The sequence below is a fragment of the Pseudalkalibacillus sp. JSM 102089 genome, assembly GCF_041366475.1.
Lineage (GTDB): Bacteria > Bacillota > Bacilli > Bacillales > Guptibacillaceae > Guptibacillus > Guptibacillus hwajinpoensis_B.
Map to the genome: position 1 here is coordinate 143,235 of NZ_JBEWYW010000006.1, position 12,064 is coordinate 155,298.

Sequence of the window (12,064 nt, forward strand, 5' to 3'; positions counted from 1 at the left end):
GATATTCATGGCACATGGATAAGAACGAAGAAAAACCGAAATAACCATTCAATCAAAAAGGTCAGACGATTCATCAAATGAATCGTCTGACCTTTTTGATTAACTCACCTATAAGTAAGGATATTTCTCAAGCTCCTTCAAATAAAGCAAGTAACGTTCCCCCACTTGCCTCTTCGTCCCATAACGAATCACTTCTTCACGAGTGAGAGATTCTTTCTGCAGCAAAAGAAGATGATCATGCGTCATTGTTAGAAGTTTTAAAAACACCTCAACATGTAGGGCTTCATGTTTCTGGTTCAAGTTACTGATATACCCTTCCCTAAACCCTTCTGCATTCGCTTTTAGCTTTGAAACATGTTGATGGTAATTCACTTTCCGATACCTTTCTGTGTTATAAAACGTAGGAAATAACGTCTCATAGTTAAAAACATAATTAGCTGCAAGTGACGTTCCAGTAGCTAGAAGAGGATAAGGGTCGATCATTTTAACGCCACTTTTGGTGAAAATGAGATTCTCTGGTGAAGCATCTTGATTTGTGAGAATAATAGATTCATGTTCAATCGAACGTGTCGTAACCAAAGCTTCCCCAAGCTCCTTCACTTTCTCTTTATCAAATGTATAATGGCTCGCAAGTAACGTATTTAACTCCTCGCAATATTCTTCTGTTTCTTCAAGTAGAAATTTACTTACAGTTAGATCATACGCGCCTGTTAATTCTTCTTTTTCGTCAAGATGCAAATATCCGATCCCATTAAATGGTGGAGTAAATGATTCAAGAGCAAGGTAGAACTCTCCTAACTCTCTTCCATACCTTTTCGCATCTGCTATCGTCTGGGTGCTAAGATCAAATGATTTTCCTACATAAGTTTCAAGCGTGTACGTTAATTCTTCATTAACGCTGTACTTAAAATAGTTAGGGCAAATGTCGTTCTTTGCTTTATTAGCATGCTTGTAAAATGCTTCTGTCGCGGCATACTCCGCTATTAATTCCTTACGATTGAAAATCACCTCTCGCTCGTAAGCTATTTTCTTCGGTATGCGAAGAACAAGCCCCTCCCGCTCCAGCAAATACGCACAGTGCCAGGCACCTTCCCCTAACCTCTTGATTCTTGCGTCATCTGACAACTTTGGTAAGCCTTCGTTGATTAAAGCCTGTTGAATAAGTTCAAACTCTGCCACCTTTTTGGATGTAAGCAACCTCATCGGTTATATGACTCCTTCACACTATCATCTTTTTATGAAATATCACTTTACTTCGCAATGACTTCCATTTTTAATTATTCCAAAATCATACAAATAACTCAATCTCTTATTTTATATAGATATCACCTATTGCACCTTCACTATCTACCTTCATAAAAATTCACACTAATTTGACACACATATTAGATATTGCTAATATGATACAGAGCATACATATTCGTTTTCACTAATATGTCAGGAGGACACATATGCAAACTGTTGATATTGATATGAAAGTAAAGCTTATTCACGGGTTTTCTAATAAAACACGAATTCAAATTCTTGAAAGCATAAAGGATGTGGAAAAAACCGTTTCTGAGATTGTTCAAGAAGTAAATGGAAACCAGTCAAACATTTCACAGCATCTTACTTGTTTGAAAGGTTGCGGAATTATAGTAGGTCGAAATGAAGGGAAGTATTGCTACTACGGTTTACGAAACCAACAAATTCGAGATCTACTCACGATGTTCGATCTCATACTAGATGATGTTGAAGATGATGTCGCTTGCTGTGAACGTCACGTTGATTAGGAGGACTTTCCTTGGCAGATAAATGTTGTAACGATAATAAGGAAGAAAAAAACACATGTAGCAGCGATTCTTCTATCGAAAAAGCAAGCTGCTGCAGTTCTTCACTTCAGAATGAATACAAGCAAGAAGCGGATCAGTGTTGCAGTAGTAACGCTGATGTAACTGAAGACACCAACTCAAAAAAAACAAGCTGTTGCAGTAGCGAACAACAGCTAGAGAAAACAGACGCTTATTCCACCGATACTTCTGAGGAGAAAAAGACTTATCAAGTTCATGGAATGGATTGCCCTGCCTGTGCGAAAACCATTGAAAAAGCGTTAAGTAAATTAAAGAACCTGACTGAAGTAAAAGTCAATTACAGTACAGCAAAACTGCAAGTGGCTGCAAGTTCTGTAGATGCCTTTACTCCGGTTGAGGCAGAGATCAAAAAACTTGGATATTCCGTTGAACCGATCAATCAGAATAAGGATTATAGAACATTTCATATTGAAGGAATGGACTGCGGAAGCTGTGCCAAAAGTATCGAAAATCACCTTAACACCTTGCCAACCGTTAAAGAAGTGAGCGTTAATTTTTCCACGGGGAAAATGAAAATTGACGCTTCTACTCAAGAGGAAAGCATTATGAAAGAAGTTTCCAAAATTGGATTCAAAGCGGTTCCAGATACTAAAAACTCAACACATACTAAGAAGAATAATGAAAATGCTTCAGTGATCGTTTCTGGTAGTTTAATAGCACTAGGGCTCATAAGTTCTTTTACGATCATCCCTTCAATCGTTTCAACCATTCTATACGCCATTGCGATTGTGATCAGTGGTATTAAACCTGTTAGAAGTGCCTTCTTTGCAATTAAAAGTCGTTCACTCGACATGAACGTTCTCATGTCTGCCGCTGCGATTGGCGCTGCGTTAATCGGAGAATGGCTTGAAGGGGCTGTCGTGGTTTGGCTGTTTGCTATCGGAAACTATCTGCAAACAAAATCCATTGAACAAACAAGAAATTCTATTCGTAACTTGATGGATCTAGCTCCTCCAGAAGCCTGGGTTAAAGCTGGTTCAGAAATGGTGAAGAAACCTGTAGAGCATATTACTATCGGTGAAACTATCGTCGTTAAACCCGGTGATAAACTTCCATTGGATGGGGAAATCATTCAAGGAGAATCGAGCGTTAACCAGGCTCCGATTACAGGTGAATCCATTCCTGTTGATAAGGGAATCGGCGATACCGTCTATGCTGGATCCATTAATGAGCACGGCTCTCTTGAGATTAAAGTTACGAAGTTAGCTGACGATACGACGATCGCCAAAATTATTCATCTCGTTGAAGAAGCACAGGAACAGAAAGCGCCAACGGAAGCCTTCATCGATAAATTTGCAGCAATTTATACACCGATCGTGTTCGTGCTCGCCTTAGTCGTAATGGTTTTACCACCATTACTCAGCATTGGCACATGGGGAGAATGGTTTTATCGAGGGCTTGAATTACTAGTTATCGCTTGTCCATGTGCACTCGTTATTTCAACACCTGTTGCGATCGTGTCAGCAATTGGAAATGCTGCTAAGAATGGCGTATTAATTAAAGGCGGTACGTTTTTAGAAAAAGCAGGTGCGATCACCGCTATTGCATTTGATAAAACAGGAACATTAACAGAAGGTAAACCGAAAGTCTCCGACATTAAGGCGTCAAACGGATCAGAACAAGAATTACTATCCATCGCCTTAACATTAGAAAACCATTCCACTCACCCGATTGCAAAATCGATTGTAAACTATGCAAACAATAAAGGCTTACAACCACAGCATGGTGAGCTGTTTCGAACTATCGTCGGAAAAGGCGTTCAAGCCACAATCAATGGCACGATCTATTACGCTGGGAATCCAAAATTATTCGATGAACTATCTGTTCCTTTAACAATAATAGAAAAAGATGTACAAGAAATGCAGCGTAACGGTAAAACCGTCGTCATTATCGGAACACAGCAAGGAATTCTTGGGACGATTGCCGTCTCTGATACAATCCGAAATACATCTGCCGTGGCTTTACACGCATTACAACAAAGCGGTATCAAACAAACGGTCATGCTAACAGGAGATAATGAAGGAACGGCCAAAACAATTGCTTCAGAAGCAAAAGTAAATCGTTATTTTGCGGAGCTATTTCCTGAAGATAAAGTAGACGCCATTAAGAAGCTACAACAAGAAGGGTACAAGGTAGCTATGGTTGGAGATGGTATCAATGACGCTCCTGCACTCGCAACTGCCGACCTAGGCATTGCGATGGGTGGCGCTGGAACTGACACAGCGATGGAGACAGCCGATATTATTCTTATGGCCGATAACCTTGATCAACTTCCACATACAATGAAGTTAAGCCAAAAAGCATTAAGAATTATTAAACAAAACATCTGGTTCTCGATCATTATTAAAGTGATCGCGCTTGCCCTCATCTTCCCGGGCTGGCTCACACTTTGGATCGCTGTATTAAGCGATACCGGCGCAGCCTTAATCGTTATTTTAAATGCACTTAGATTATTGAAATTTAAGCATTAAGGAGAAAGGAGATGTTTCTCATCGAGAGAAACATCTCCTTTTCCTGTGTGTTATTGTTTGCTGACTTCTACTTTCTGAACGAACTCTCACTCATCACTATCCAGATCATGATCTAAAAAAGAAGGTTTATGCTCTTCTTTCATTCCATGCTTTTCCTCGAGATACTTCCCAATTACGGAACTATTAATCCCTCTTCTAACGGCTGATTCGATTACGACATATAGAATAAACAGACTGACAATAAACAGTACTATCGTTAATCCGATTCCCATCATTCTTTTACCCCCCCCCCCCCAAGTGTTGATTCATACAAAAACTACGATCTGAATAACAACCACCCCTAGTACAAACAAAGCTAGCTTTCCTGGTAATGATTTTGGCACTGAAACTACTCCTTTCTAAGGGTTTGATCGTTGTACCATCGCTTCTTATGTACCTCACTCAATCTCCTAAATAAATCTCCCTCGTCCATTTCTTCACAACGTCTTCAATTACACGTCTCGCATTAGAACACGTATCCCTGATCAACAGCCTAAAATAACAGCTTTTCACGAAACTTAGTACGTTCCCCTTCTTATGAAAGAATTGCACACTATAACTTTCCACTTCAAAAAGGGATTCAAGATTGTCACTAAGTGACGTCACCCAATTACTCAGCTCCTCCTCCTTCATTCCCTTCTCCAAAAGCGCCTCGATCGCAAACAAAAGCCGTTCGTCCTCATCGTCCACATATGTACCTTCCTTGAAAAGACACTCTTGAATCGCATCAAGACATTCAGACGTTTTCTTCCTATCAAAAAGCGGGTGTCTGATCACTTCCGCAAGAGCATCAGCTCCGTGAGCGATACTATGCGCCCATCCCTTTGATGCTACAAACCCGCGCGTATCCTGCTCTTCTTGTAAATAACGTATAATTCCTTCTATCGAAGCTTCGATTTGTTCTTTCTTCAGGAAACGACTGGAGCGATCTTTTTCGACTACAAGTGCAACTACCAGAACCGAAAAAGAACGTGTGAAAACCGAGTCTGTCTCTCGCTCTCCCATTTGATAAAAAAGATGTTCTTGATCAAGACAAACGTTCAATAGATGATTCAATTGTTCATTATTTAAGAAATCCATCATTACCAGTTTGCTAAACGTCGAATAAATGAGATCGTCTCTTAAAACAGGATCTGTACTACCGATTTGCTGAAGCATATTATTAATAAGGTGATCAAGATCTACTTGCCTATCGTTCACATCCAATTGTTCCAATATGAGCTTCAAATCCACTCCCCGTTCACCCTTTCCACATGAAAATAATCGACAGAAAAAAAGCTGCGCTTCAACGCAGCTTTTCACTCCCTCCGTCTATTACAGGTAAATATAGATGGTGAGACAAGTCAATAACACCATCGATCCCATCGCTCTCGTCCACCTGTATTTCCTACTTAACCCCGCCTTCTTTTCCAGGAATTCAATATAGGTGAGGATTAAGAAAAAGCTTATCATCAAACCAAAAGCTCCAGGTTGATTATCAAACATTATTTGCATACGTAAAAATACCACCGCAATCAAGACTGGCCCTATGATCCCAATAGCTAGATAAAACATCTTAGCAGAGTTACGTTCATTCTTCATTAGCATAGCTCCAAGCACTTAGCAGAGTATCACCTTATTTACGATCCTGCTTCTTTTTCGAATCAACACCGTGCGAACTGCCCGTAAACGGATTGATTTCATACGTGAGATCTCGTCCTGCCTTTTCTTCTTCCTTCGCAATTCGTTTTCCAAGAGACGCATAATACCATCCCCAGGCAATGAGGGACAGTAAACCACCGCCGATCATAATCCAGAACGCTGTATCTTCCATCTACCTCCACCTCCAACACCATGGTCTATCACACTAACTACTTCTCGTTTTACTTGTTTCATTCCTTCAAGTAATTGGAAATGGGGTTGGTACGTACTTCTATCTCATTTTTTTCTGCAGAAAAGCTCTCACTTCTGATAGATCCCCTGATTGAAGGACTGCCTCTTTCGGGTCAAAGTGAACGACATCCTCCACTTTTTCATACTCTTCCTCAGGAATACCTTTGAAGAAATACTTCCAACGCTTCGTTCTCACCATTTTCTTTATATCCTCATCAAGGCGTTCCTGATTAACTCTCATCACCGCGATACGTAAAGGACCACAATCTCCTCCGGGAAACACATTAAGCAAACCATCCTGATCAAAACCATCTACTGCTACCTTTTTCACTGGAAGAAAAGAAATAAATTCACCTAATTCATCCGTCATCGTTTTCATCTCTTCTTCTGTTAATTCATCTTCTTTTATAACGGCTAGACTGTAGTGATGATATACTTTTCTATCTTTCTTCCTTTTACCAAAGTCAGGATAAAGCTTTCGAACGGTTGGTAGGTGGTTATGAATAAAGCGATATTGAAAGAAGGGGCCAGGCGCGTGCCTGACCCCTTTTACTAGTTTTCCTCACGGGACGCCCACCCAGCAAAACGCTTATGAAGTGGTTTTAGAAGAAGATAGTCCATTAGTAAGGCCATAAATCCAATCAGTAATATCCCCAGTATGACAGACGAGGTATTTCCAATCTGTCCATTAAATGCAATGAAATAACCAATACCCGAGTTCCCGCCTATCATTTCAGCAGCAACGAGAGATCGCCACGAAATAGCGAAGCCTACGTAGATCCCGCTAATAGCAGCGGGCGTAATTTCTGGTAGATATACAAAATAGCCGAGACGCCAACTCCTCGCTCCAAGTGATCGAGCAGCTCGAATGTGTGATTCTGGAATGTGATTCATCCCTTGAATCACATTAATTAATATCGGGAAGAAGGATGCGATGATAATCACAGCGATCATCGGAGCGTCTCCAAGTCCCAATACAATAATGAGTAATGGCGCCCATGCCATTGGAGGAGTAGCTTGAAAAAACGTAACAAGCGGAGTTAAAAACTCACGGAATTTCCGGGAAGCACCAGCTAGAATACCGACCAAGAAAGCCATTATGGCAGAAAGGACAAACCCAATGATTAATCGTTTTAAACTTACGATAATATGGCTAATCAGTTCTCCTTTTTCCCACTGATTAACCCCCTCATTGAAGACATCGATTGGCCCTGGAAATACGTATGAAGGATAGTTTAGCGAAATAGCTGACCAAACAATTAAAACAAACAGTACAGCTAGCCAGCTCATTCTCAATTTATTCACTTTTCATAACTCCATCTACAACTGAGAGATCCATCAACTTCTTCACGTCTACTTCCTTATCCACATATCCCAGGTCATATGCAGCATCCGCTAATTGCTGATAATACTCAAAATCATCATCATCAAATTGCCATTCGTATGTCATCTTTTCCTTCGCTTTTGCTATTACTTCTTCTGGTGAAACGTCCTCTACTTCTCCGATATTAAAAGCATCTACTAATACTTTATTCGCTTTATCCTGATCCTCATTTAGATCATCGATGGTGGATTGATGGACATCCATAAACGCTTTAACAGCTTCCGGTTTATTCTTTAGAGCATCCTCTGATACTACAACAACTAGAGCAGGATCATTCTCTTCAGCTATTTGTTCCTTGCCTCTTAATAAGGAATAAGTTAAGAAGGGCTCGTTCAAAACACCAGCTTGTGCTTGTCCTGAATCGACAGCCGGCTCTATATTGGTTTGATCAAATTCTTGAATCGAAAGGTCTGAAGGCGTAAGACCTGCATCTGGCAAAATAAGTCCACGCGTAATAATGTCCACGCCACTTCCACTCTTCACACCTGCTAGTACCTGTCCCTTTAATTCTTTAACAGAAGTAATACCTGAATCTTTATTCACAACAACGCCTACTTTTCCTTCGCTTACTTTAGAGATAACTTTGACAGGGAGGCCCCTTGACGACCAATTAACAAGCGCAGGAATACCGGCATACGCAACATCGAGATCACCTGAGGCGAGGGCTTGATATAATTCTGGCCCTGAGTTAAATCCATATGTTTCTGCAGTTAATTTCTCATTAAAAGCACCATTTTTGTCTGCTACGATTCCAGGCGCGTTGGCCAGAATCGATACATAGCCAATATTTAGTTGGGGCTTTTCACCATCTTCACTAGATGTACTAGATGAGTTTTCTGTATTACTACAAGCAGATAAGACGAACACAGCAACAATCGATAATACGAACAATAATTTTTTCATCAGTATTCTCCTTTTCTTGGTGAGAGTCTTTCATCTTTCAAAAAATCATAAAGCTTTCTTTGATAGAAATTATATTCAGTGGAAGTTCGATCTCTCGGACGCTCTAATTCAATGCTTACAATGTCCTTCACAGTTCCATTCTTAGATAGTAGAACTACCGTATCTGACAGATAAATAGCCTCATCAATACTATGTGTCACCAATAAAGTAGTTGTATTTAAATTAGTGTGTAAGCTAAGAAGTTCATCTTGAAGAACATCACGAGTTTGAGCATCTAATGCACTAAAGGGTTCATCTAAAAGAAGAAGGTTCGGCTCCGTTACTAACGTACGCGCAAGCGCCACCCTTTGCTTCATCCCTCCTGATAAAGAAGAGATCGGAAAGGAGCAATAGTCTGACAGCCCTACCATTTCAATCATTTTCTTCACTTTCAAATCTCTTGTTTGTTTAGGAATCTTCTGCATTTTCAAACCAAACTCTACATTCTTGTAAACCGACAGCCAGGGAAAGAGAGCTAAATCTTGAAACACAAACCCCTGATCCTTGGATGGTTTTTTTACCTGTTTTCCTTCAAACTCAATACTTCCTTCGTATGTAGAATGAAAACCTGCTATTAAATTCAATAACGTTGACTTCCCGCACCCACTCGGCCCTAATAAAGATACAAATGAATTCTTCTTAATTGAAAAATCGATATCTTGAAGAATGGTTGCATTCTTACCATATTGGAAAGAGACATTTTCAAGTTGAACGAGTGACGTCATTTTAAATCCCCCTTTATCTATAGCGCTAAATAAGACCAGCCCTCAGCCTGCCTTGTCACAAGGTGAGCAACTCCAGATCCTGCTGACCCTACCTCACAAACCAACTCTTCTGGCTTTACATTTTTCTTCGACAAGGTATTGCTACAAGCTATAAAATGAATCACCTTGTCCAATAAACCATCAATCTGTTCTTTTATCGTTTCATTTTGTGTTAATAAAAGTTCTATTCCCTCTCCAAATACAACAACCTCACATTGAACCAACTCGTCACCTAGCTGGTTTTTGAGATTGATGATATTGCGGATAATACGTTTATAATAATCGTCGCCGCTCTGATTGATTTGAACTACTACATTCACCAAATCCAATCGCCTCCTTAATTCATATTATTCTTAGTAGGATACTAGGATTATAATTCAAAAAGCGTGCATATGAAAGTGATCTGGATTTTTTTAGGAAAAAAGATGAAGGCAGATATGCATATCTGCCTTCATCTCCTATTCAACAATAAACAGGATTGTTCGAATAATGACTAATCCAGCGCCCCATTCGCTCCATTTGCTTTTGTAGTCTGCCCTTTGAGACAGGAACCAGTAGCTCAAAACCATCCTGAAACAAAATCATTGTAGTACTCTTCGTGATCGCATACACATCTCTAACATGCTGGTAAAATACCCAGCAGCAATCGATGCTTTCAGGTGACTCTGTTGGAAAAACCGATATCGCATTCCAATTGGAAACGATGATGGGCGTCTGCTGTTCGTACTTCAAATGATAGATAACCGCCTTTCTTCGCCCTTCATACGTAACCCCTGCTTCGAGACAAGCCTGTCTTATTAAATCTACTGGAGTTGTTGTTGATAAATAGATACCGCATCGATCATAAATTCTCGAACTAAATCCAACCTCTTTCGCCACTACAATCGCCCTGGTCGTTTTACTAATTTCATAGTCATTTAAGATTTCTACTTCGTTATTGACCATGCCTACTTTTCCCTTCCGTCCCTTTAAATCGGGTATAAGATTCATTCGCATTCACCATTACGGTTCCCCTCTGCTTGAATACAGGGTATACTAAAATCAATGTTGGTTTGGACGCCAACAACTGCCCCAGAATGTGTCCACCAAGACAAAACATTCTGGGGCTTTTATGTATCCATTCACTTTTCTCATCACCTCCTCAAAAGCAAGAAATACAAGCCTTCAAATCGCCATTGTATATCCTTGTAAATATTTCCACCCTTCACCTTGATTATAGATAATATTCCGAAATATTCAAATACTTTTTTTAGTAGATAAGACCCACGAGTGCCTGTCACCACCCGCTTTATGTAACTTCCTGTCGAATCACCTACGCTTAATGAAGAGATGCAGCCAAACGTTCTCCTTACTCCATACTAAAACAGACCTACTCTCACATGAGAATAGGTCTGTCTACTATAAGAATCTATTAAAACATCAACATGCTTACACCAATCGCAAACAGCACAACTCCTGCGATGGAGTAAAACATACCAGAACGGTGTTCCCCTTTGATACGTTTCGAAATACCAGCAAGTAAATTAATTACGCCAAATCCCATAATGCCATATAATAGTAAATTCTCCTCTTCAGGAGTAATCAGATACATAATCGGAAGTAAAAGTATTAACGCAGATAGGATAAACTGCACAATGCTCAATGAAAACAATAGTTTAGATTCAGATTCTGTGCTCATCATTTTTCCTTCTTTCCTTTTCTAGGTGAACTGATTCATGACTTCTATCCTAATTATAACAGCGCCAATCTCGTTTTTGTTATGGCAAAAGTATGAACATTCTTTAACAGAGTCTACTCTGTACTTTCCCGATACACGAACACCCTAACCATTTAACATCTAACTCCTTTTCATGATTAAATCTGTTAGTGAAGGCTACGTAAACTCTATGAAGCTATAAAAACCACCGATTAACACTATTACCATTTTTACAAAAATATGGTTACTAAGAATCAGAAAACGGGTATAGGTACAAGTACCCCGTACGTCAGTCTCACGAACAGGTAGAACAACCTATTTACCAGAACCCTTCCATTTGGTACCATATACTACTGCTTGAGTATGATTTTTCTTATCAACCATACAAAGGGGATAGCGCAAATGTCCTATTTATCTTATTTACAATCTGAAGTAGCGGAAAAACGAGCTCAGCTCATCCGCCTTCAAGCTAGTTTAACGAAGCTAGATGGGTTACAGAGTGAATTTCTCCAAAATAAACAGCTTGTCGATCAACCTGAGCTCTCCCCCGCTACATGGGCCGGGGAATTAGCGAACTCGTTCCAAAATATACGCGAAGATATGAAGATGGCTTATCAAGATTTATCGATCAATCAGTTAAACTTCGCACTTACGACAATAGAAAATAAAGCAGATTACCTTCGTCTTGAAATACAAGCATTGGAATTAAACATAACCCAAGAAAAACATCGTTTAGAAGAAGAAGCGAGGGAAAGGAGAAATGCAAATTGAGTAACGAATTGCTTGTAAAGTTCAGTGAAGTCGAACAATCGATCAGTCGCATTGAGAAGAGCTTGAGCTCCTTTAACACAGAGCTACCAAAGAACACCGGAGAAGGGAATACGCTAGACGTCGTAAACCGATTAAATGAGTTAAATCACATGCTAACAGAGGTCGGAAATGCCTATAAACAGATTCTCGCCGAGAACAACCAGACCGTACGAGATTCGGTTCAACAATTAGAGAACGCCGACAAAAAGCTCTCCTCCTCTATCCAATTACGTTAG

The 12,064-nt window shown here is 39.9% G+C and carries 16 protein-coding genes; 4 read left to right on the forward strand and 12 right to left on the reverse strand.

All coding sequences use genetic code 11. From position 1 onward, the window contains the following. Positions 1 to 108: 108 nt before the first annotated feature. Positions 109 to 1,203 (reverse strand): hypothetical protein, encoded by a 1,095-nt coding sequence (locus tag ABVF21_RS14580; RefSeq protein ID WP_371018461.1) that lies wholly within the window; start codon positions 1,201 to 1,203, stop codon positions 109 to 111. Between the two features lie 248 nt (positions 1,204 to 1,451). On the opposite strand from ABVF21_RS14580, the gene ABVF21_RS14585 reads away from it, so the two are divergent. Both ABVF21_RS14585 and ABVF21_RS14590 read left to right on the forward strand, forming a co-directional pair. Further along, positions 1,452 to 1,772: an ArsR/SmtB family transcription factor gene (locus tag ABVF21_RS14585; RefSeq protein ID WP_303529480.1), complete on the forward strand. Its 321-nt coding sequence runs from the start codon at positions 1,452 to 1,454 to the stop codon at positions 1,770 to 1,772. 74 nt (positions 1,773 to 1,846) lie between these two features. Beyond that, entirely contained in the window at positions 1,847 to 4,321 is a 2,475-nt protein-coding gene (locus tag ABVF21_RS14590; RefSeq protein ID WP_371018508.1) for a heavy metal translocating P-type ATPase, read from the forward strand. A gap of 86 nt (positions 4,322 to 4,407) precedes the next feature. Here ABVF21_RS14590 and ABVF21_RS14595 read toward each other — a convergent pair whose 3' ends face one another. The 11 genes from ABVF21_RS14595 to ABVF21_RS14645 all read right to left on the reverse strand — a co-directional run bounded on the left by ABVF21_RS14595 (position 4,408) and on the right by ABVF21_RS14645 (position 11,000). Then, the gene (locus ABVF21_RS14595; protein ID WP_303529486.1) at positions 4,408 to 4,596 is read right to left on the reverse strand and encodes a hypothetical protein; all 189 of its coding nucleotides are present in this window, start codon (positions 4,594 to 4,596) and stop codon (positions 4,408 to 4,410) included. A 166-nt stretch (positions 4,597 to 4,762) separates the two neighbouring features. Beyond that, complete coding sequence (locus tag ABVF21_RS14600) at positions 4,763 to 5,593, reverse strand: DUF2785 domain-containing protein (RefSeq protein WP_371018462.1); 831 nt, start codon at positions 5,591 to 5,593, stop codon at positions 4,763 to 4,765. Positions 5,594 to 5,674: 81 nt separating this feature from the next. After that, positions 5,675 to 5,941: a hypothetical protein gene (locus ABVF21_RS14605; RefSeq protein ID WP_283152562.1), complete on the reverse strand. Its 267-nt coding sequence runs from the start codon at positions 5,939 to 5,941 to the stop codon at positions 5,675 to 5,677. 34 nt (positions 5,942 to 5,975) lie between these two features. Then, entirely contained in the window at positions 5,976 to 6,173 is a 198-nt protein-coding gene (locus ABVF21_RS14610) for a hypothetical protein (protein ID WP_283152563.1), read from the reverse strand. A 99-nt stretch (positions 6,174 to 6,272) separates the two neighbouring features. Beyond that, the gene (locus ABVF21_RS14615; RefSeq protein WP_371018463.1) at positions 6,273 to 6,602 is read right to left on the reverse strand and encodes a hypothetical protein; all 330 of its coding nucleotides are present in this window, start codon (positions 6,600 to 6,602) and stop codon (positions 6,273 to 6,275) included. Between the two features lie 182 nt (positions 6,603 to 6,784). After that, positions 6,785 to 7,537, reverse strand: coding sequence for an ABC transporter permease (locus tag ABVF21_RS14620; protein WP_371018464.1), 753 nt, complete (start codon positions 7,535 to 7,537; stop codon positions 6,785 to 6,787). Then, complete coding sequence (locus ABVF21_RS14625; RefSeq protein ID WP_283152566.1) at positions 7,530 to 8,519, reverse strand: ABC transporter substrate-binding protein; 990 nt, start codon at positions 8,517 to 8,519, stop codon at positions 7,530 to 7,532. Before ABVF21_RS14625 ends, ABVF21_RS14620 begins: the two co-directional genes overlap by 8 nt. Beyond that, entirely contained in the window at positions 8,519 to 9,283 is a 765-nt protein-coding gene (locus tag ABVF21_RS14630) for an ABC transporter ATP-binding protein (RefSeq protein ID WP_371018465.1), read from the reverse strand. The genes ABVF21_RS14625 and ABVF21_RS14630 overlap by 1 nt, the downstream gene beginning before the upstream one ends. Positions 9,284 to 9,300: 17 nt before the next feature. After that, entirely contained in the window at positions 9,301 to 9,642 is a 342-nt protein-coding gene (locus tag ABVF21_RS14635; RefSeq protein WP_283154310.1) for a DsrE family protein, read from the reverse strand. A 142-nt stretch (positions 9,643 to 9,784) separates the two neighbouring features. Then, entirely contained in the window at positions 9,785 to 10,318 is a 534-nt protein-coding gene (locus ABVF21_RS14640; protein ID WP_371018466.1) for a competence protein ComK, read from the reverse strand. Between the two features lie 415 nt (positions 10,319 to 10,733). Then, the gene (locus ABVF21_RS14645; protein WP_194220877.1) at positions 10,734 to 11,000 is read right to left on the reverse strand and encodes a hypothetical protein; all 267 of its coding nucleotides are present in this window, start codon (positions 10,998 to 11,000) and stop codon (positions 10,734 to 10,736) included. Positions 11,001 to 11,420: 420 nt separating this feature from the next. On the opposite strand from ABVF21_RS14645, the gene ABVF21_RS14650 reads away from it, so the two are divergent. Both ABVF21_RS14650 and ABVF21_RS14655 read left to right on the forward strand, forming a co-directional pair. Beyond that, positions 11,421 to 11,789, forward strand: a complete 369-nt coding sequence (locus tag ABVF21_RS14650; protein ID WP_371018468.1) for a YwqH-like family protein — start codon at positions 11,421 to 11,423, stop codon at positions 11,787 to 11,789. Then, on the forward strand, positions 11,786 to 12,064 hold the full coding sequence (locus tag ABVF21_RS14655; protein ID WP_303529510.1) for a DUF5344 family protein: 279 nt from the start codon (positions 11,786 to 11,788) through the stop codon (positions 12,062 to 12,064). The genes ABVF21_RS14650 and ABVF21_RS14655 overlap by 4 nt, the downstream gene beginning before the upstream one ends.

Coding starts and splice junctions, on each gene's coding strand:
- ABVF21_RS14595 (WP_303529486.1), bottom strand. CDS start 4,596: ATGATGGGAATCGGATTAACGATAGTACTGTTTATTGTCAGTCTGTTT.
- ABVF21_RS14625 (WP_283152566.1), bottom strand. CDS start 8,519: ATGAAAAAATTATTGTTCGTATTATCGATTGTTGCTGTGTTCGTCTTA.
- ABVF21_RS14640 (WP_371018466.1), bottom strand. CDS start 10,318: ATGCGAATGAATCTTATACCCGATTTAAAGGGACGGAAGGGAAAAGTA.
- ABVF21_RS14650 (WP_371018468.1), top strand. CDS start 11,421: ATGTCCTATTTATCTTATTTACAATCTGAAGTAGCGGAAAAACGAGCT.
- ABVF21_RS14615 (WP_371018463.1), bottom strand. CDS start 6,602: ATGACGGATGAATTAGGTGAATTTATTTCTTTTCTTCCAGTGAAAAAG.
- ABVF21_RS14610 (WP_283152563.1), bottom strand. CDS start 6,173: ATGGAAGATACAGCGTTCTGGATTATGATCGGCGGTGGTTTACTGTCC.
- ABVF21_RS14585 (WP_303529480.1), top strand. CDS start 1,452: ATGCAAACTGTTGATATTGATATGAAAGTAAAGCTTATTCACGGGTTT.
- ABVF21_RS14630 (WP_371018465.1), bottom strand. CDS start 9,283: ATGACGTCACTCGTTCAACTTGAAAATGTCTCTTTCCAATATGGTAAG.
- ABVF21_RS14580 (WP_371018461.1), bottom strand. CDS start 1,203: ATGAGGTTGCTTACATCCAAAAAGGTGGCAGAGTTTGAACTTATTCAA.
- ABVF21_RS14605 (WP_283152562.1), bottom strand. CDS start 5,941: ATGAAGAATGAACGTAACTCTGCTAAGATGTTTTATCTAGCTATTGGG.
- ABVF21_RS14645 (WP_194220877.1), bottom strand. CDS start 11,000: ATGAGCACAGAATCTGAATCTAAACTATTGTTTTCATTGAGCATTGTG.